The sequence below is a fragment of the Pseudomonas proteolytica genome (assembly GCF_007858275.1).
GTDB lineage: Bacteria > Pseudomonadota > Gammaproteobacteria > Pseudomonadales > Pseudomonadaceae > Aquipseudomonas > Aquipseudomonas proteolytica.
The window spans coordinates 17,745-37,714 of the sequence record NZ_VFEV01000013.1 but is presented as its reverse complement, the minus strand read 5'-3'; the positions used below and the strand labels follow the sequence as shown (position 1 = coordinate 37,714).

18 protein-coding genes are annotated in these 19,970 nt (G+C 60.9%); 8 read left to right on the top strand and 10 right to left on the bottom strand.

Translation table 11 applies throughout. The annotated features are described in order from the left end of the window. Positions 1–18: 18 nt before the first annotated feature. The 3 genes from FIV38_RS11520 to FIV38_RS11510 all read left to right on the top strand — a co-directional run bounded on the left by FIV38_RS11520 (position 19) and on the right by FIV38_RS11510 (position 2,387). Entirely contained in the window at positions 19–423 is a 405-nt protein-coding gene (locus tag FIV38_RS11520; protein ID WP_029292421.1) for a MarR family winged helix-turn-helix transcriptional regulator, read from the top strand. Between the two features lie 62 nt (positions 424–485). Further along, entirely contained in the window at positions 486–1,685 is a 1,200-nt protein-coding gene (locus FIV38_RS11515) for an MFS transporter (RefSeq protein WP_167362642.1), read from the top strand. Between the two features lie 150 nt (positions 1,686–1,835). Further along, positions 1,836–2,387 (top strand): glutathione peroxidase, encoded by a 552-nt coding sequence (locus FIV38_RS11510; RefSeq protein ID WP_029292425.1) that lies wholly within the window; start codon positions 1,836–1,838, stop codon positions 2,385–2,387. A gap of 65 nt (positions 2,388–2,452) precedes the next feature. Here the strand turns inward: FIV38_RS11510 and FIV38_RS11505 are convergent, their stop codons facing one another. The 4 genes from FIV38_RS11505 to FIV38_RS11485 form a co-directional block, all read right to left on the bottom strand. Beyond that, on the bottom strand, positions 2,453–3,727 hold the full coding sequence (locus tag FIV38_RS11505) for an OmpP1/FadL family transporter (RefSeq protein WP_092234482.1): 1,275 nt from the start codon (positions 3,725–3,727) through the stop codon (positions 2,453–2,455). 146 nt (positions 3,728–3,873) lie between these two features. Beyond that, entirely contained in the window at positions 3,874–4,356 is a 483-nt protein-coding gene (locus tag FIV38_RS11500) for a hypothetical protein (protein WP_092234485.1), read from the bottom strand. Positions 4,357–4,634: 278 nt separating this feature from the next. Further along, positions 4,635–4,859: a hypothetical protein gene (locus FIV38_RS11495; RefSeq protein WP_007898912.1), complete on the bottom strand. Its 225-nt coding sequence runs from the start codon at positions 4,857–4,859 to the stop codon at positions 4,635–4,637. Between the two features lie 475 nt (positions 4,860–5,334). Beyond that, positions 5,335–5,640, bottom strand: a complete 306-nt coding sequence (locus FIV38_RS11485; RefSeq protein WP_029292434.1) for a hypothetical protein — start codon at positions 5,638–5,640, stop codon at positions 5,335–5,337. A gap of 456 nt (positions 5,641–6,096) precedes the next feature. Between FIV38_RS11485 and FIV38_RS11480 the strand changes: the two genes are divergently transcribed. Both FIV38_RS11480 and FIV38_RS11475 read left to right on the top strand, forming a co-directional pair. Beyond that, complete coding sequence (locus tag FIV38_RS11480) at positions 6,097–6,420, top strand: SEL1-like repeat protein (RefSeq protein WP_029292437.1); 324 nt, start codon at positions 6,097–6,099, stop codon at positions 6,418–6,420. A gap of 175 nt (positions 6,421–6,595) precedes the next feature. Next, positions 6,596–7,960, top strand: coding sequence for a DNA recombination protein RmuC (locus FIV38_RS11475; RefSeq protein ID WP_167362643.1), 1,365 nt, complete (start codon positions 6,596–6,598; stop codon positions 7,958–7,960). 247 nt (positions 7,961–8,207) lie between these two features. Here FIV38_RS11475 and FIV38_RS11470 read toward each other — a convergent pair whose 3' ends face one another. The 3 genes from FIV38_RS11470 to FIV38_RS11460 form a co-directional block, all read right to left on the bottom strand. Beyond that, entirely contained in the window at positions 8,208–11,678 is a 3,471-nt protein-coding gene (locus tag FIV38_RS11470) for a hybrid sensor histidine kinase/response regulator (RefSeq protein WP_092234488.1), read from the bottom strand. Between the two features lie 268 nt (positions 11,679–11,946). Further along, positions 11,947–12,336, bottom strand: coding sequence for a YbaN family protein (locus FIV38_RS11465; RefSeq protein ID WP_070995438.1), 390 nt, complete (start codon positions 12,334–12,336; stop codon positions 11,947–11,949). Positions 12,337–12,356: 20 nt separating this feature from the next. Then, positions 12,357–12,944 carry a UPF0149 family protein gene (locus FIV38_RS11460; RefSeq protein WP_092234491.1) on the bottom strand — a complete coding sequence of 196 codons (588 nt, stop codon included), beginning with the start codon at positions 12,942–12,944 and terminating at the stop codon, positions 12,357–12,359. Between the two features lie 274 nt (positions 12,945–13,218). On the opposite strand from FIV38_RS11460, the gene recQ reads away from it, so the two are divergent. Then, positions 13,219–15,348, top strand: a complete 2,130-nt coding sequence (gene recQ / locus FIV38_RS11455; protein ID WP_029292447.1) for a DNA helicase RecQ — start codon at positions 13,219–13,221, stop codon at positions 15,346–15,348. Positions 15,349–15,469: 121 nt separating this feature from the next. After that, entirely contained in the window at positions 15,470–15,904 is a 435-nt protein-coding gene (locus tag FIV38_RS11450; RefSeq protein ID WP_029292449.1) for a MarR family transcriptional regulator, read from the top strand. 142 nt (positions 15,905–16,046) lie between these two features. Here the strand turns inward: FIV38_RS11450 and FIV38_RS11445 are convergent, their stop codons facing one another. Next, complete coding sequence (locus FIV38_RS11445) at positions 16,047–18,236, bottom strand: patatin-like phospholipase family protein (RefSeq protein WP_029292452.1); 2,190 nt, start codon at positions 18,234–18,236, stop codon at positions 16,047–16,049. 84 nt (positions 18,237–18,320) lie between these two features. On the opposite strand from FIV38_RS11445, the gene FIV38_RS11440 reads away from it, so the two are divergent. After that, positions 18,321–18,608, top strand: a complete 288-nt coding sequence (locus tag FIV38_RS11440) for an Rdx family protein (protein ID WP_092234494.1) — start codon at positions 18,321–18,323, stop codon at positions 18,606–18,608. 38 nt (positions 18,609–18,646) lie between these two features. On the opposite strand, the gene FIV38_RS11435 is transcribed toward FIV38_RS11440, so the two are convergent. Then, positions 18,647–18,928, bottom strand: a complete 282-nt coding sequence (locus FIV38_RS11435) for a hypothetical protein (protein ID WP_029292456.1) — start codon at positions 18,926–18,928, stop codon at positions 18,647–18,649. A gap of 128 nt (positions 18,929–19,056) precedes the next feature. Further along, the gene (locus FIV38_RS11430) at positions 19,057–19,938 is read right to left on the bottom strand and encodes a DMT family transporter (protein ID WP_092234497.1); all 882 of its coding nucleotides are present in this window, start codon (positions 19,936–19,938) and stop codon (positions 19,057–19,059) included. Positions 19,939–19,970: the final 32 nt, after the last annotated feature.

The following is a 19,970-nucleotide window of genomic DNA, read 5'->3' as shown; positions in this document are numbered from 1 at the left end:
CGGGTATATACACGTTCCATGCTTGCCTCCCAATGTTTATGCACCAACCTGCGTCGTGCCGCTCGTGGCGTCAGCAGGCACTACGACGGCGCCCTCGATGGCTTCGGGATCAACGTCGCCCAGTATTCCTTGCTGTGTAATCTGCAGCGCCTGGACCAGCCGAGCATTTCCAGCCTGGCCGATGCCATGGGCCTGGACCGCAGCACCCTGGGGCGTAACCTGCGGGTGCTGGAAGGTGAAGGCCTGGTACGGTTGGTCGAGGGCGATGACCTGCGCAATCGCCTGGTAGTGCTCACGGAGGAAGGCAAGCAGCGCCTGACGGCCGCGTTACCGGCCTGGGAAGCGGCGCAGCAGAAATTGATCGATAAATTGGGCGTGCAAAAACGCGAAACCCTGTTGGCCTTGCTGGACGAACTCGCTTAAACGCGTGCTTGTTCGAATACAAGCGGGTATATACCCGCAGGCGGAGAATAATAATGACCTCGATGTGGCGTACCAGTGGCTGGATTCTTGTCGGGAGTGCGCTGATCCTGGCTCTTTCCCTGGGCGTACGGCATGGCTTCGGCCTGTTCCTGGCGCCCATGAGCGCCGAGTTCGGCTGGGGCCGTGAAACCTTTGCCTTCGCCATCGCTTTGCAAAACCTGATCTGGGGCCTGGCGCAGCCGTTTACCGGGGCCCTGGCCGACCGCTTTGGTGCGGCCAAAGTGGTGATGATCGGTGGCGTGCTCTATGCCTTGGGCCTGGTGTTCATGGGCTTGTCTGATTCGGCGTGGTCGCTGTCCCTGAGTGCCGGCTTGCTGATTGGTATCGGCCTGTCCGGTACCTCGTTCTCGGTGATCCTCGGCGTGGTAGGGCGTGCCGTGGCCCCGGAAAAGCGCAGCATGGCCATGGGCATCGCCAGTGCTGCCGGCTCTTTCGGCCAGTTCGCCATGTTGCCGGGCACCTTGGGCCTGATCGGCTGGCTGGGCTGGTCCGCGGCCTTGCTGGTGCTGGGCCTGCTGGTGGCGCTGATTGTGCCCTTGGTGACGATGATCAAGGACCGCCCGCTACCGGTCATGGCCGGTCAGCAAACCCTGCGCGAGGCCCTGCAGGAAGCCTGTTCCCATTCCGGGTTCTGGTTGCTGGCCTTTGGTTTTTTTGTCTGCGGTTTCCAGGTGGTGTTTATCGGCGTGCACTTGCCGGCCTACCTGGTGGATCAGCATCTGCCAGCGACTGTCGGCACTACGGTGCTGGCGCTGATCGGCCTGTTCAATATCTTTGGCACCTACACGGCGGGCTGGCTCGGTGGGCGGATGTCCAAGCCACGCTTGCTCACGGTGTTGTACCTGCTGCGGGCGGTGGTGATCGTGCTGTTTCTGTGGGCGCCGGTGACACAGATGAGCGCCTACCTGTTCGGCATGGCCATGGGCTTTTTGTGGTTGTCGACTGTGCCGCTGACCAACGGTACGGTGGCGACCTTGTTCGGGGTCAGAAACCTGTCGATGCTGGGTGGGATTGTGTTCCTGTTTCATCAGCTAGGTTCGTTCCTGGGCGGTTGGCTGGGGGGCGTGGTCTATGATCGAACGGGCAACTACGATTTGATCTGGCAGGTGGCGATTGTCTTGAGCCTGGTCGCGGCCGCCCTGAACTGGCCGGTGCGTGAGCGACCGGTGGCAAGGCTGCAGGCGCAGATGGGGGTAGCATGAATTCGATCGGATACTGGTTTGGTGCAGCCGGGTTGCTGACGCTGTTGTTGCTGGCCTGGTGGGGATGGCAGCGTAGCGGGCTGGCGTTGATGCAACTGGGCATGGCGATCTGTTAAGTTGCTTGCCTGACTTTGTCCAAGGACCCTCGACATGTTGAAGCGCTGGCTTGCAGTACCTGCCCTGATGGTGGCTTTTGGCGGTGTCGCCATGGCCGCCGATTGTCCGTCGTTGCTCGAAGGTCAATTGCCCAAGTTACGCGCCAAGGAGTCCATCGACCTGTGCCAGCGCTTTGCAGGTAAGCCCCTGGTGATCGTCAATACCGCCAGCTTTTGTGGGTTTGCCCCACAGTTCAAAGGCCTGGAGGCGTTGTATCAGCGCTACAAGGGCGACGGCCTGGAAGTGATTGGCGTGCCTTCCGATGACTTCAAGCAGGAAGCCAAGACGGGCGAAGAGACGGCCAAGGTCTGCTATGTGAACTACGGCGTGACCTTCACCATGACCGAGCCACAGAAGGTCAGGGGCCCGGATGCGGCACACCTGTTCAAGGTCCTGGCCGAGCAGAGCAACGCGCCGAAGTGGAATTTCTACAAGTACGTGGTGGACCGCCAGGGCAAGGTGATCGCCAGCTTCTCCAGCCTGACCAAACCCGACAGCCCGGAACTGATCGAGGCCGTGGAGCAGGCGCTGGCTTCCAAGCCCTGATTATCAGCCACTAAAAAGCCCCGCCTCCTTTGTAGGAGTGCGGGGCTTTTTTATGCAGCGTTGGATCAGAACTTGTACGTCATGCCCAGGCCAAAACCGTTGGCGCTGTTTTTGTACTTGGCGTTGTAGCTTGCCAGAGCGTTGGAGCGGTTGACGCTGACTTCTTCTTCCTTGAGGTAGGAGTAGGCCAGGTCGATGGTCATGTTATCCATGACCGCGTAGCCCAGGCCAACACTGAAGATGGTCCGGTCGCCGGTAGGGATACGTGGCGAACGATCAGCGTTGTTGGTTGGCGACTGGTCGAAGGTCAGGCCGGTGCGCAATACAACCTGCTTGGTCAGCTGGTACGAGGTGCCCACGGCATAAGCCCAGGTGTCGTGCCAGTTCTGGTCTTCCTTGATGGTGCCCACAAGACCTGGGGCGAGGCCGCCACCGGCTGCTGTCACGCCTTTGTTGTTGACGGTGATGTCCTTCAGACGGCTCCAGCGAGTCCAGGTAGCACCGGCATACAGCTTCCAGGCGTCGTTCATGTCCTGGGTCACCGACAGATCCCAGGATTCAGGCGTGTCGATTTTCAGCGTCGCGTCATAACGGCCGGTTGCCAGGGCGCTGGAGGTCGCAGTAGGCGCGTTGACTTCGGTGTGGCCTTCAAGCTTGTACTTGACCTTCGAGTGGTAGGTCAGGCCGACGCGGGTGGTATCGGTCGCCTGGACCAATACGCCGGCGTTGAAGCCAATGGCAGTATCGTCACCCTTGATCTTGATCTTGGTATCTGGCACGGCCGGGTTGAGGGTCAGCTCGGATTCCAGGGTGCCGGCAATGCGGTTGAAAGTTGGGCCAAAACCGACGGAAACCCGATCGTTGAAGGCATAGCTGACGGTCGGCTGGAAAGTGATGACTTGCACTTCACTTTTGCTGCCAAAGCCACGGCCCTGATAGCCGCTTTCGTAGTCGGTAATCAGGCCGAACGGTGCGTACACACCAAAACCGACTGCCCACTGGTCATTGAGTTTGTTGGTGTAGAAGCCGAACGGTACCGCCGTGAAGGGGACCATGTCGCCCTTGTTGGTGCCGCGGGAGCGACCGCTGACATCTTTGATATCAGTGGACGCATCAATCGCTGCAACACCGCCGGTGACTTGCTGGCCTTCAAGGCGAGCCATACCGGCAGGGTTACCAAAAACAGTGCTTGCATCATCGGCAGAAGAAGAGCGGCCTGCGAACCCGGTACCCATACCGCTGACGCTTTGTTCGTTGAGGGCAAAGCCGCTGGCGAACAGTTGGGAAGAGGCCATGGCAACGGCGAGGCTAAGTGTGGTCTTGAGCATTACTTTTTTCATTATTAGAACTCCGAGGTGATCACCGCTGCGGAAAGTACCAATAAAATTAACGCAGCGCTATAGGCTGTAATGTAGGAGATAGAGCGGTTTTGTAGGACAATCCGACCAAAATTGCCGATTTTTGCCGAATCTTGCAAAGTGCCCGATCAGCAGGCGACCTGATTCATTGGGTTTACACAGGTTTGCCAGGCCAGGGTGTAATCGCGCAGCCGGCCCTGGGGGTGAAAAATTTCTTTCCAGATACGGGCCATGGCGAGCAAGTCGTCGGGCTGGGGGAGTTCGGGGCGATGTTGCTCCACCAGCAGCCAGGCGATGGCAGTGGCGTAGCGCAGGTTGACCGTCAGCTCCAGTTGCGGCCCGCTGAGGAAAGCATGTTGGCTGGCGAGGCCACGCACCAGGCTGGCGCGCTCTGGGTCGAGGGCCAGATAGTCGTCCCACAGGGCCCTGTGGCGCGGTTCGGTAATGCGATACAGGCCGTGGCCGCGCCTGTCGTGCAAGGCAGAGCCCAGTTCCGATTGGCTGGCGGCGACCCCCAGCAGCAGGGTTTCTGCGGTCTGGCTGTGGCGGCCCAGGTAAATCAACGTGGGTCGGATCACATAACGACACAACTCGCCGGCGGCAATGCCCATAAAACCCTCGAAACCGTAAAAGTGGTCGACGAGGCCTGAGAAGGGGGGCTTGGCAGCGGTGAATCGGATCTCAGGCTCGCCGGAGGCGGGACATGCCGCCTGAGTTGAAGTGTAGTGTCAGATTCACGACGTAAAGGACTGTTTTTAAAATATTTCCGGCTACGGGTTATAAGCGTTATATCTGTTTGGCCTAAGGGGAACCGCTAAAAAAGCCGAATCGCGGGCAATAAAAAACCCTGCCTTGCGGGCAGGGTTTTCGGTGTTCAGCGTCGGGTCAATCAGGCAACCAGTGCCTGACGGGTACGCTCGATCACGGCCTGCAGCGGTTCTGCGCTGGAGTATTGATCGGGGTACAGGCGTTCGCTATGACGAGCGATGCCGTGTTCGTTGACCAGGGTGAAGCTGAAGCAGCCTTTGCGAGCGGCCATGATCAGGCAGTTCATTGGAGCAAAAGCATTGGTTAGGGTGCGAATGGCATCCTGAGTATGGATTTGAGTGGACATATTATTGGTGTTCCTACAAATGACACGGATAAGAACCGTGCAACGTTAAAACGTTCCAGTGACGCTGATCACCATTGATCATGCGAAGAACCCGACTGGAACAAAGCAGCCAGTTTGAAGCGCTAAATAGTTTGGCGCGCTTGGGCTGGCAGGTAGGTACTTAGGAGGGCAGGCAACACAACAGGGGCAAAGGTTCTGGGCCCAGGGTGAAGATCCTGATCAATTTGCAGGTTGGTTCGGTCAGAGTATGGATACTTCGCGACACCCTTTGCATTGTTCAAAGGCAGTGTCGTCGCAAGTGATACCTGGAAACCATCGAGGTGGTCGATCCCATCAAGATTGACAGAACTTCTCTTTAGGGAAGCTACGTCGCGGGGATTAGTTCGACCAGAATTGACTTTCAGCTTGGTACTAACGCTGCGGATACTAATGGCTTGAAACAGCTAAAGCAAGTGTGTTAGCAAAAATACTTCAATCAGCCGCCCATCAGCCCGCGATAAATCAGCACCGTGGACGCTGCGGCCAATGAACAGCCCAGTGCATAGGCGGCGAGGGTCAAGCGCAGGGATTGGCCGGTTTCGATGACTTTCACCACATCGCGCAGGTCGTTGACCCGTCCGTCACCCAGCTCGATACACAAGCTGACCGCCGTGAAAGCGGCCGATAACAGGATGGCGATGGCAAACAGCGCGCCGTCGGGAGATGGCAGCACGGCATTGGTGCCCAGGGAAATCACACAAACGGCGAACAGCAATAACGCGAACACCAGGATTCCTTTCATGAAGTGGCGCACCTCCTTGCTGTAGGGCGAACAGTGTGGCGAGCGCAGGCACGTTTGAAAAGTGGCCCTTGTGTGTCGCCCGTAAAGTTTTGTTGTGCCCTCGGGCCACAAAAGTGCGGGATATAACCGTCAGGCAGGTAGTTGTGCACATTGGTTGCGCAGTGTGTCACCGGGAAGGTGCTGCGCCGGATTGGCCCGTGAATGCCTGCATCGAAAATTTAAGTCAATGAAAAATCTGGCTTTTTTTTATTGGTGAAAAAATCGTCAGTTTAAGCGCGGCCCCCGTTCCATGGGCCTTTGCGCGAGTTAAAGCACGGTTGTCCACTGAGTTATCCACAGCTTCTGTGGATTGTCCCAAGCGCTTGCTCTAGAACGGGCGTGCAGGTTTTTTTCAGCTTTACCCGTACGAAAAAAGGAGTAGAGTGGCGCGCCTTCCGTTCTGCCCTACAGTGCTTTATGAAGTTTCGCTCAGTATCATCTTCTGTTACCGACAACCCTCCAAGTGTTACCGCACCCAAGCGCTTCTCCTTGAAAGTCGCCTTGTGGCTGCTGGATAGCCCGCGCATTGGCGATCACCCCAATATCAAGCATTTTGCCGGGCGTTTGCTCAAGCAGCCGGCCCGTGAAGGGGTGGTTGTGGCACAGAGCCGCCTGGGCCTGTTGATGTGTCGTGAGTGCGGCAATGCCCGAGACCGCCGCATCGGCCACGACCTTCTGCGCCAGGCCGCCCGTGCCGGCGACGTGGGCGCCCAGCGTGAACTGGGCCAGATCAAAGACTGAGCTGTCCACAAAGCGCCCGCTTGGTTAACCTTCCTCTTTTACCGTAATGGCAGGAATGGCTATGGCTTTTGACTGGACCAGTGTTGCACTGGGTCTCGCCGCTGCGGCGTTGCCTCTGTCGGTCCTGTGCTGGCAGATCCAGCGCCGCCTGAATGCACGCAGCGCCGGTTGGGAACTGCTGGAGGAACGCCTGGCGACGGCGCAGATGGCCCAGGAAGGCCTGGCCGCGCAACTGGACGCCAGCCGTGACGAGATCAGCGACCTGAGCCAGGCCAATGCCGCCAAGCAGGCAGATCTGGCCGCCGTCCGCCGGGAAGTCGAGTTGCTGCAGATCGACCGCGACAATGCGCGTGATGCCGCTCATGCCTGGAACATCGAGCGCAGCGCCAAGGAAGGCGAACTGCGCCGCCTGGACGCCTTGTCGGCCTCCCTGCGTGCCGAACTGCGGGAGCAGCAAGACAGCCATCAACAGCGCCTCAACGACCTGCAAGGCTCGCGGGACGAGTTGCGTGCGCAGTTCGCCGAACTGGCCGGGAAAATCTTCGATGAGCGCGAACAGCGGTTTGCCGAGACCAGCCAGCAGCGCCTGGGGCAATTGCTCGATCCGTTGAAAGAACGCATCCAGTCGTTCGAAAAACGTGTGGAAGAAAGCTATCAGAACGAGGCGCGCGAGCGTTTTTCCCTGGCCAAGGAGCTGGAGCGCCTGCAGCAATTGAACCTGCGCCTGTCGGACGAAGCCACCAACCTCACCCGCGCCCTCAAGGGGCAGAAAACCCAGGGTAACTGGGGTGAGTTGATTCTGGAGCGGGTGCTGGAACATGCCGGCCTGGAGAAGGGCCGCGAGTACCAGACCCAAGTCAGCCTCAAGGGCCCGGATGGCGAGCGTTTCCAGCCGGACGTGTTGATCATGTTGCCCGGCGACAAGCAGGTGGTGGTGGACTCCAAGGTCAGCCTGACGGCCTACCAGCAGTACGTGGCGGCCGATGACGAGGTAATCGGCCAGGTGGCTCTCAAGCAGCACGTGCTGTCGTTGCGCAACCATGTAAAAGGCTTGGCCGGCAAGGACTACAAGCGTCTGGAAGGCCTGCATAGCCTGGATTTCGTGTTGTTGTTCGTGCCCATCGAAGCAGCGTTTTCCGCCGCGTTGCAGGCCGAGCCCAACCTGTTCCAGGAAGCCTTCGACCGGCATATCGTGATTGTCAGCCCCACCACCTTGTTGGCGACCCTGCGCGTGATCGACAGCCTGTGGAAGCAGGAGCGGCAAAGCCAGAACGCCCGGGAAATCGCCGAGCGCGCCGGCTGGCTGTACGACAAGTTCGTGCTGTTTATCCAGGACCTGGACGAAGTGGGCAATCGATTACAGCAGCTGGATAAGGCTTACAGTGCAGCGCGCAATAAGCTCACAGATGGTCGCGGCAATCTGGTCAGCCGGGTCGAGCAGTTGAAGCTGCTGGGCGCGCGCGCGAGCAAAGGCTTGCCGTCCGACCTGTTGGAGAAAGCGATGACCGATGAAGATGGCGTCGCACAGTTACCTGACTAAACGCAGAGCCCAAATGTGGCATCGGGTATCTACACAACGTTCAGAAACTGATGACTCTCCCTGTGGCGAGCGGGCTTGCCCCGCGCTGGGCTGCGCAGCAGCCCCACCCCAGGCATCGCGGTTGTTTAAGACATACCGAGCCGGCAGGTTTTGGGGCGGCTGCGCCACCCAACGCGGGCGATACGGCGTTCCGACAAGCCCGCTCGCCACAGCAGCCCTATCGGCTTGGGTTTAAAGCACCCACAAGCTACAGCGGCAAATGCCGATTCAACAGCGCCCGCAACGCAGCAGGCTTGACTGGCTTGGCCAGGTAATCCAAACCCGCTGCATGCACCTCGGCCACCATCTCTGGCCGGCCGTCGGCGCTGATCACCACCCCTGGAATCGGCTCTGCCAGTTGCGCGCGCAACCAGCCCATCAACTCGGTGCCCGTCTCGCCGTGGTCCAGGTGGTAATCCACCAGTGCCAATTGCGGGCGCATGCCCTCGGCCAGCAACGCCGCGCATTGCGCCTGGTCACGTGCGGTCCAGACCTGGCAGCCCCAACGACTCAACAGGCTGCGCATGCCAATCAGGATGCTGTCTTCGTTGTCCACGCACAGCACCTGGGCGCCGCTCAGTGGCAGGCCCTTGTCCGGGGTGACCGGTACCTGCAAGCTGGTTTGCGCCTTGGCCAGTGGCACGCTGACGCTGAACACACTGCCTTTGCCCGGCCATGAGCGCACGCGCAAGCGGTGGCCGAGTACCCGGCACAACCCGTCGGCAATCGCCAGGCCCAGCCCCAGGCCCTTCTCGGCACGGGTCTGGTGGCTGTCCAGGCGCTTGAACTCTTCGAAGATCACTTTCTGCTTATCCAGTGGAATCCCCGGTCCACGGTCCCACACCTCCAGGCGCAGCTCACCGCGACGCCGTCTTACACCCAGCAGCACTGGGCCGTGGGCATAACGGAAGGCGTTGGTCAGGAAATTCTGCAGGATGCGCCGCAGCAGCTTGATATCACTGTCGATGCGCAAGCGGCTGCCACGCAGGCGGAAGCGCAAGCCTTGTTCCTGGGCCAGCACCTTGAACTCCGCGCCCAGGGCATCGAACAGTTCACTCAAGGCAAACGGCTGGCGCTGGGGATTGATCTTGCCGTTTTCCAGGCGCGAGATATCCAGCAAATCGCTGATCAGGTCTTCGGCCGAGCGCAGCGAACTGTCCAAGTGGTGCACCAACTGCCGAGCCTCGCCGGACAATCCTTCGCTCTGGTGGGAGAGGGCGGCCGAGAACAGCCGCGCAGCGTTGAGCGGCTGCATCAGGTCATGGCTGACCGCAGCAAGGAAGCGGGTTTTCGATTGGTTGGCCGATTCGGCCACGCCTTTGGCGTCGGTCAGCGCGACGTTGAGCTGCGACAGCTCATGGGTGCGCTCGGTGACGCGCTGTTCCAGGCCCTCATTGGCCTCGGTCAGGGCCTGTTCGGCCTCGCGGAAGGCGGTGATGTCGGTGAAACTCATGACAAACCCGCCGCCCGGCATCGGGTTGCCGATCAGCTCGATCACGCGGCCGTTGGGAAACAGCCGTTCCGAGGTATGCGCGCGGCCCTGGCGCATCCAGTGCAGGCGCCGCGCCACGTGGACTTCGGCCTCACCGGGGCCGCACAGGCCGCGCTCGGCGTTGTAGCGAATAATGTCGGCAATCGGCCGCCCGACACTGATCAATCCGTCGGGGTAGTTGAACAGTTCCAGGTAGCGGCGGTTCCAGGCCACCAGCTTGAGGGACTGATCCACCACGCTGATGCCCTGGGTGATGTTCTCGATTGCACCTTGCAACAGTGCCCGGTTGAACTGCAGCACTTCGGAGGCTTCGTCAGCGATACGGACTACGTCCTCCAGCTGCATTTCGCGGCCTTCAATCGCTGCTTTCACCACCGCCCGCGTGGATGAGGCACCCAGTACGCCTGCCAGCAGCCGCTCGGTGTGGGCGATCCAGTCGTTGTCGGCATTCTGGTTGGGGTTAAAGCCCTTGCCTTGGCGGTAGGCGAAGCGGATGAAGCTCTGTTGCGCTCTTTCCTCGCCGACAAAGCGCGCCGCCAGGCTCAACAGATCATTGATCTGCACCGACAACATGGAGCGGGCGCTGGCGCGCTGGCTGGTTTCCTGGCCGATAAACCGCCCAGCCTGCCAATGCTCTGATACCCGAGTGCGCGAGAGGACCGAGACCCAGGCAAACAGAGTGAAGTTACCGGCCAGGGACAGCACAACCCCTTGGGTCAGCGGCGTGATTGGCAGCCCCAGCGGGTTGCCGTGCAGCCAGGAGAGGCCAGGGAAGATATTCAGCGACCAACCCAGGCTATGGGCGGCAATTGGCAGCACCAGGGTGTAGAACCACAGGAACGTGCCCGCCGCCAGGCCGGCAAACACGCCGCGACGGTTGGCCTGCTTCCAGTACAGCGCGCCGAGCATTGCAGGCGCCAGTTGGGTCACGGCGGCAAAGGCAATCTGGCCGATGGTCGCCAGGCTCGCGGTGGAGCCGAGCAGGCGATAACTCACATAGGCCAGCAGCAGAATAATCACGATGCTGACCCGGCGTACCGAGAGCATCCAGTGGCGGAAGACTTCGAACGGGCGCTCGGCGTTGGTGCGACGCAGCAGCCAGGGCAACAGCATATCGTTGGAGACCATGGTCGACAGCGCCACGCTCGCGACGATGACCATGCCGGTCGCCGCCGAAGCACCGCCGATAAATGCCAGCAGCGCCAAGGCCGGATGGGCTTCGGCCAGGGGTAGGCTGATCACGTAGGAGTCCGGTAGCACCGAGCTTGGCAGCAGCATCTTGCCGCCGAGGGCAATCGGCACCACAAACAGCGCGGCCAGCACCAGGTAGGCCGGGAACACCCACTTGGCCAGGCGCAGATCCTGGGGCTCGATATTCTCCACCACGGTGACGTGGAACTGCCGGGGCAGGCAGATAATTGCCATCATCGCCACGCCGGTCTGCACCACCATGGATGGCCAGTTGACCGTCTCCTTCCAGTACTCCTCCAGCCTTGGTGCGAGCATCGCCTGGCTGAACAGGTCGTTGAAACCGTCGTACAGGCCGTAGGTGACAAACGCGCCGACGGCAAGAAATGCGAACAGCTTGACCAGGGATTCAAAGGCAATCGCCAGGACCATGCCACGGTGGTGCTCCGTGGCGTCGAGGTTGCGCGTGCCGAACACAATGGTGAACAGCGCCAGCACCAGGGACACAATCAGGGCGGTATCCTGGGCCCGTGTGCCGGTGGCATCGGCGCCGGCGCCAATCAGCAGGTTGACCCCCAGCACGATGCCTTTGAGTTGCAGGGCAATATAAGGCAGCACACCTACCAGGCAGATCAGCGCCACCACCACCGCCAGGGACTGGGATTTGCCATAGCGCGCGGCGATGAAGTCGGCGATGGAGGTGATGTTTTCCTGCTTGCTGATCAGCACCATTTTCTGCAGGACCCAGGGCGCGAGTACCAGCAGCAGTACGGGTCCCAGGTAGATCGGTAAAAAAGCCCATAACTGTTCGGCGGCCTGGCCTACGGCGCCGAAGAAGGTCCAACTGGTGCAGTACACCGCCAGCGACAGGCTATACACCCACGCACGCACCCGTGGCGGCAGCGGCGCGTGGCGGCGGTCACCGTAGAAGGCGATGGCAAACATAATGGCCATATAGGCCAGGGCAACGGCGGCGATCAGCCCGCTGGACAGCGTCATGAGGACTCCGGACATAAGAACACCCAGGCATTCCAGGCCCGGGGCGACAGTCTCGCATGATGCTCGGGGTTAGTCAGTGTCGACGAAGGTCGGGTAGGTGCTGTCATGCAGGGGTGGATGGGCGGTGCTGTCGTGGCGAGGGGGCTTGTCCCCCGTTGGGCTGCGCAGCAGCCCCAGTCAGCCTCACCTCGGCCTTTCAGACACACCGAGGTGACCGGTTTTGGGGCTGCTGCGCAGCCCAACGGGGGACAAGCCCCCTCGCCACGGGTCAGTTGGATCGTGGTGGCAGGGTTTTCTGGCGCAGGATATAGATCGTCACCAGCACCGCACTGGTCAACATGAACCCGCGTGCCCAGGGCAATGGCACCAGGTAGCAGGACAGGCCGATGCTCAGCCACATCAGGCCGATGGCGTACACCTTGCCTTTGAGAGGAATACCGTTGCCATCCAGGTAATCCCGAATCCAGGGACCCAGGCGCGGATGGTTGACCAGCCACGCATAAAAGCGCGGTGAACTACGGGCAAAACAGCCGGCAGCCAGGAGCAGGAAGGGGGTGGTCGGCAAGACTGGCAAGAAGATTCCGATCACGCCGAGCACCACGCTCAACCAGCCAATGGCCAGTAGCGCGTAGCGCACAATCGGCGAGCGGTTGCCCATGGGCGCCACGGGCGGGGGACTCAGTGGTGGCGAGGCTTGAGGATCGCCGGTTTTTCGTCGGGGGCGTTGCACAGCAGGTACAGGGCGGTCAGTGCTTCCGGGATCTGTACGATCATGTCGTCCATCAGGTTGGCGTCGCTGGCGATATCGGCGAACTCAGGCTGGTCGTCGAACAGGCCGGAACCGACCATGATCGGCAGCAGCATTTCGCTGACTTCGTCCTCGGCGGTTTCGAACCAGGCCGCTTCACGCAGGAACACGCCTTCCATGAAGCCAATGCACCAGCCGCGCAGGTCGGAGTCGTCCGGCTCTTCGCCCAGGTCGAGGTCGCATGGCAGCTCGAATTCTTCATCGGATGCCAGTTGGCGGGAGATGTGGGCCTTGAGCTGGACCAGGGTTTCTTCGATCTCGGTGCGCTGGGCCTCGTCCTTGTAGTGAGGCTCTTCGGCGAACAGCGCGTCGATCCATTCACGGTCAGGGACCTGCTCCGAGCAGATCGATAGCGCAGTCAGGTAGCCATGGGCGGCTACGTAGTCCAGCGCCTCGTCATGCAGCTCATCGGCATCGAGGAAGGCTTGCAGGCGGTTTAGTTGCTCAGCGAAGGACATTGAAAGACTACCTTGGGAATAAACGATGCTGAATTCTAGGCCTTCTTGAGCGTGCAGGCCAGCCGCACTGCATATTTGCAAGGTTTTCAGATGGGCCGCTATTCGTCAGTGGCGCCCTTTGCCGGGGAGCGCTCGGGTATACTGCCGCGTTTTGTGATGCCCCTGCAGGCTGGAGGCGGTCGCGGGAAAAGTTCGCTTACGGATTATTTTCCGGCCAAGCGCGCTTTTTCAGCCAGCCTGTACAGAGGGATTTCGGTGGAATTTGGAGTTTTTCATGCTTGAACAGGCTCAACGCGTCCTCAAGGACATCTTCGGCTACGACAGCTTTCGTGGCCGCCAGGGTGCGATCATTGAGCGCGTGGCCAGCGGTGGTGATGCGCTGGTCTTGATGCCTACCGGCGGTGGCAAGTCGTTGTGCTTCCAGGTGCCGGCATTGTTGCGTGAAGGGCTGGCGGTGGTGGTTTCGCCGTTGATCGCACTGATGGACGACCAAGTGGCCACCCTGGAAGAACTGGGTGTCGCCGCCGCTGCGTTGAACTCGACCCTGAGTGCCGAGCAGCAGCGCGACCTGGCGGCGCGGATCCGCCGGGGCGAAGTGAAGATGCTCTATCTTGCGCCCGAGCGTCTGGTGCAGCCGCGCATGCTGGCGTTTTTGCAGAGCCTGGAAATCTCCCTGTTCGCCATCGACGAAGCCCACTGCGTTTCCCAATGGGGTCACGATTTCCGGCGTGAATACCTGCAACTGGGGCAACTGGCCGAGCTGTTCCCCAATGTGCCGCGTATCGCCCTGACGGCCACGGCCGACAAGCGTACCCGCGAAGAAATCGTCGAGCGCCTGCACCTGCAGAACGCCGAGCGCTTTCTCTCCAGCTTCGACCGGCCGAATATCTTTTATCGCATCGTGCCCAAGGAACAGCCGCGCAAGCAATTGCTGGCGTTCCTCTCGGAGCGGCGCAGCGATGCCGGGATTGTGTATTGCCTGTCGCGCAAGAAGGTCGATGAAGTGGCCGCATTCCTCTGCGAGCAGGGCTACCCCGCGCTGCCTTACCACGCTGGCCTGCCCAATGAGTTGCGGGCCTATCATCAGAAGCGCTTCCTCAACGAGGAAGGCCTGATCATGGTGGCGACCATTGCGTTCGGCATGGGCATCGACAAGTCCAACGTGCGCTTCGTTGCGCACATGGACCTGCCTAAGTCCCTCGAGGCGTACTACCAGGAAACCGGACGTGCTGGCCGCGATGGCCTGCCGGCGGATGCCTGGATGGTCTACGGCCTGCAGGATGTGGTGATGCTCAAGCAGATGCTGCAAAACTCCGAAGGCGATGAGCGCCACAAGCGCCTGGAGCAACACAAGCTCGATGCCATGCTGTCGCTGTGTGAAGAGACCCGCTGCCGCCGCCAGACCCTGCTCGCCTATTTTGACGAAGACATGCCCCAGCCGTGCGGGCATTGCGATAACTGTGTGGACGGCGTGCAGACCTGGGATGCCACCGAGCCGGCGCGCCAGGGCCTGTCGGCGATCTTCCGTACTGGCCAGCGTTATGGTGTCGGTCATCTGGTCGATGTGCTGCTGGGCAAGGACAACGAAAAAATCCGCAGTTTCGGTCACCAGCACCTGTCGGTGTATGGCGTGGGCAAGGCGCGGGCTGAAGGCGAATGGCGGTCGTTGTTCCGCCAGATGGTGGCCCGTGGCCTGGTGGATATCGATCTGGAAGGCTATGGCGGCCTGCGCCTGAATGACAGCTGCCGGCCGCTGCTCAAGGGCGAGGTCAGCCTGGAGCTGCGCCGCGACCTCAAGCCGCAGACCACTGCCAAGTCCAGCAGCACCAGCCAGGCCAGCCAACTGGTGCGCGGCGAGGAGCGGGAACAGTGGGAAGCCCTGCGGGCGTTGCGGCGCAAGCTGGCGCAAGAGCACAGCGTGCCGCCCTACGTTATCTTCCCCGACTCCACCCTGCTGGAAATGCTACGCGAGCAGCCCACCACCATGGCTGAAATGGCCCGGGTCAGCGGCGTGGGCGCGCGCAAGCTGGAGCGTTATGGCCAGGCCTTCCTGGAAGTCCTCGGCGGCCAGGCCGAGGCACCGAAGGAAATCGCCGATATTCGCCACGAACTGATCAGCCTGGCCCGTGCGGGCATGACGCCGATCCAGATCGCCGGGCAGTTGCAATGCTCGGAAAAAAACGTCTACACCTTGCTGGCCGAGTCCATTGGCAAGCAGCAGTTGTCTCTGGAGCAGGCTCTAGACCTGCCGGAGGACTTGCTCGGGGAAATCCAGGACGCCTTTCTCGACGGCGAAGGTGAATTGCCACCGGTTAGCGATATAGCGCCGCTGTTTACCGGACGGGTGCCCGAGGGCGTTTTGTACTGTGTGCGGGCCGCTTTGCAGTCGGAATTCGAGATTTAATGTGTCAATTACGACAATGTAACGAATCAGTACATTGCAAACCTTGCCTACTGTCATGGGTCATGCTTAGCTGACTAATAATTAGCCATACTTTATTTTCAGTCTAACCCATGAGTTTTTTATGCCGTTAACCGATCAACACCGTTTTGGCATGCAGTTGGCGCAAATGTCCCGTGGCTGGCGCGCAGAACTGGATCGCCGCCTGGCGGGGCTGGGATTGTCCCAGGCCCGCTGGTTGGTGCTGCTGCATCTGGCCCGTTTTGAAGAAGCACCGACCCAGCGCGAATTGGCGCAGAGTGTCGGCGTTGAAGGGCCTACATTGGCTCGCCTACTCGACAGCCTGGAGAACCAGGGCCTGGTGCAACGCCAGGCTGTGGTGGAAGACCGGCGTGCCAAGCGCATTGTGTTGTGTGATCCCGCCCGCCCGTTGATCGATCAGATCGAGACCATCGCCACGGCCCTGCGCCAGGAGCTGTTTGTGGGTGTCGATGAAGAGGATATGCGGGTGTGCATGCGGGTCCATGGGCACATCCTGGCCAATCTGGAAAAGACCTGAGCCGATTACGTCGCTGATCAAAATGTGGGGGCGGGGTTGCTCGCGAAAGCGGTGTGTCAGTCAATATATTCGGTGACTGAACCACCGCTTTCGCGGGCAAGCCCGCTCCTACACAAGCCTGCTCCGTCTTGGCTAAGTGTCGTTAGAACGTCTGGCCGAGGTTCAGGTACACCGCCTTCTGATTGTCATCATTAAACCCATAGCTGAAATTCAACGGCCCCAGCGGCGTATCGAACCCCAGGAAGATGCTCGCGGCGTTGATGTAGCCACTGTCGAACTCATTGTCGTTGTTCCACGCCCGCCCGCGTTCCAGGGAGGCGCCCAGGTACAGCGGGAAGTCCAGTGGCAAGTACGAGCGTGGGGTCAGGCGACGGTAGTAGACGGCGCGCATCAGGCTGATGTTCTGCCCGGAAATCGCATCCTGGCGGAACCCTGACAACTGCCGCGCGCCGCCCAGCAGGAAGCTGGAAATCACCACGTCGGAATCGTCCAGGGTGCGCCCGTAGCGACCGCCCAGTACCAGGGTGTCCGGGCCGTGGCTCATGGCTTTGTCCAGCTTGAACTCCCATTGCCGGTAGCGCTGGTCGGAGCCTAGGCCCGGTTCGAACTCACGGTAGGCCAGGCCGATGTCCTCACCTGTGTGGGGGAAGTACACGTTGTCCAGGGAGTCGAACGAGTACTTGAGTTCATAGAAACCCTCGCTGAAGCTCACGCTTGGCAAGTCGCGGTCGCCGATGCGCACATCGGCCTTGCCCCACGCCTCGCCGACGCCGAAGCGGATTTCGCCGCTGTTGCCGATCTGCCGACCGACGTTCAGGCCAAACCCGTAGCGCTCAAGGCGGTATTCGGAGATCGGGTCGTTATCCAGGATCAGTTCGACGTTCTGCGCCTGGGCGCTGATGTAGGGGGCGACGAAATAACGTGAGCCGGTATCCATCGGCTGATAGAACTCGCTGTACAGCTCCTGGCGATCACCGATCTGTACCCTTGTCAGCCATTCGGCGCCGAGGCGGTTGATGCCGTTGACCCGGTAGCTGGCGCCGAGGTTGAAGGCGCTGTCGCCGCGCATGTCGTCGGACAGGTTGAGCCCCAGGCGCAGGTAATCGGTGCCGCTGCGTTTGCCACGGGCGCTGATGACCAGGGTGTTGTCCGGGCCTTTTTTCACCACGCGGTATTGCACCTGCTCGAAGTAATCCAGGCCATACAGGGTGCCCATGTCCGATTGCAGGCGGGCCAGGTTCAGGGGTTCGCCGATGGGTTGGCGGATGTAGTAGCGGATCACGTCGTCGCCGACTTTCGAGTCGTTCTCTACCTTGATTGCGGTGATCGTCGGGTTGCGCTGGCCCGGTGTGCGGGCGGCGGTCAGTTCGGCGTCTACCGAGCCGGTGGGGCGCAGGCGTGCCATGCGGGTATCCAGGGCGCGGGTGGCACGGTAGCCGGCGTCGATCATGTCCTTGGCGCGGCCAAAGTCGGTCACACCATAGGCGGCCAACGGTGGCTGGATCAGCACGTCGCCGGGATGCAGGGCCTTGAGTTGCTCCTCGGAATTTCGGCGGGTCATCAGGGTGATGGACTGGTTGAGCACATCCACCACCGTCGCCAGTTGCTTGCGGCTGCGCAGCGGCGTACCGATATCCACCACAATGGCGATATCGACCCCCATCTCACGTGCCACATCCAGGGGGATGTTATCGGTCATGCCGCCATCCACCAGCAGTCGCCCGTCCAGTTCCACCGGGGCGAACACCGCGGGGATCGACATGCTGGCGCGAATCACCTGGGGCAGGTGACCCTTGCGGAACACCACTTTCTCGCCGCTGGTGATATCGGTGGCCACGGCGCGAAATGGAATCGGCAGCTTGTCGAAGTCGCGGGTGTTGCTGCTGTGGGCGAACATGCTCTCCAGCAGCAGCGCCAGGTTCTGACCCTGGATAACGCCAAGAGGCAGGCCGAGGCTGCCGTCGTCGCGAAAGCTCAGTTTCTGCTTGATCAGGAAGTCCCGGTCATCCTGTTTGCGCCGGAACGGCACGTCTTCCCTGGGCGGGGCATCGGACAGCGCCAACTGCCAGTCGATGCTCAGCGCCAGCTTTTCCAGTTCGTCGATCTTGTAGCCCGACGCGTACAGCCCGCCAATCACCGCCCCCATGCTGGTGCCGGCAATCGCATCGATATGGATGCCTTGCTCTTCCAGGGCCTTGAGCACGCCGATGTGCGCCAGGCCACGGGCGGCACCGCCGGACAACACCAGGCCGATTTTCGGGCGGGGGGCTTCCACGGCTTGGGCAAGGACAGGGAGCAGGCACAGCAACAGGCAGGACAACAGGCGGCGCATCATCAATCTCGGGGCTGGACGGCAAAGGCCGGTATTATAGCCATCCGATCCACCTGTCTCGTCATCTCAGGAGTTCTTCATTTCATGTCCGCATCCAGGCCCGAGATTGTCATCACCTATTGCACCCAATGTCAGTGGCTGCTGCGCGCCGCGTGGCTGGCCCAGGAACTGCTGAGCACCTTTGCCGATGGCCTCGGCAAAGTGGCCCTGGAACCGGCGACCGGCGGGGTGTTTCGCATTACATGCGACGGCGTGCAGATCTGGGAGCGCAAGGCCGATGGTGGCTTTCCGGAGGCCAAGGTACTCAAGCAGCGAGTACGTGACCAGATCGATCCAGAGCGAGACCTGGGGCACAACGACCGTACCTCGTAAACGACACTGCCGGCATGCAGCCGGCAGTGACAGTGGGTTTATTTGGCGGCCATTTTATTTTTGATCCAGCCGACGACAAACGTCAGCACCAGGCCGCCGACACCGCCGCCGACGATATTGCTGCCCACCGCCGCGACATCCAGCGCACCGCCAGGAGGCAGGCCGCTGATGGCCGAGACGATCTGCCCCAGCACCAGGCCGCCGACGCCACCGACCACTGTATTGAGCCCGGAGCCCAGGCCTTGTTTGCTCAGGCCGGCCAGGTTGCCGCCGACTGCGCCGCTGATGATCTGAATGATCAGGGTGATGAACATGTCCATGGTGAAACTCCTGCGTAGCGTTAGGGGAGCGACCACTCGCATGCAGCAACTTCAAGGTTCACGGCTGTCGTCGAGGAGTCTGTATCCGTTGAACGACAGCTGACTGTTGCGGATAGGAAAAGTATAGATCAGGCCATGGTTGATGGCTGTTTGACCTTGACGGGGCGGCTCATCAAGCCCGAGACCACGATGGCCGCAATGATCAGTGCGCCGCCCAGCAGCATGCGCAGGGTCGGGGTTTCGCTGAACAGCAGCCAGGCGACGGTGATGCCATACACCGGCTCCATGGCGAACACCACGGCAGCGGTGCGCGCCTTGAGCACTTTGAGGCTGGCGACAAACAAACTGTGGGCCAGGCCAGTACAGAACACTCCCAGCAGGCCGATCCATAGCCAATCCATAGCACGCACTTCGCCCAGGCCAGGAGCGGCGAAGGGCAATAAACACAGGGCCACCACCACGTTTTGACAGAGGGCCGCCTGCACTGGCGGGATGCTGGCGCTGGCTCGATTGTTCAACGACAGCAGCGAGAACAGCAGGCCCGAGACCACGGCCCAGACCAGGCCGCTGGTGGCCTGGCTGGCGAGATCGAAGTCCGGGGTGACCAGCACCAGGCCGATGCTGACCAGCAGCACCAACACCATTTCATTGGCGCGAATCCGCTCGCGGAAGATCAGGCCTTCGAGGATCACCGTAAAAGCCGGGAATGTGGCAAACCCCAAGGTCGCAATCGCCACGCCGGCCACTTTCACCGCAATAAAGAAGCTCACCCAGTGCCCGGCCAGCAGCAGGCCGCTGAGCAGCAGGCGCCGCAGGTCGGTGCTATAGAGTTTTTGCCACGGCGTGCTGCTGGCAAAACGCGCGAACAGCGCCAGGGCGATTACCGCGAAAGCGGCACGGCCAAATACGATGATGCCGGGCGAGGCGGCGGCAAGCTTGCCGAAGACGCCGGTGAGGCCAAACATCAGTGCGCCGATGTGCAGGGCGCCTAAGGCAGTGCGGGGAGTCATGACAGTCCTTAAAACAGTAAGCAGGCAGGCAT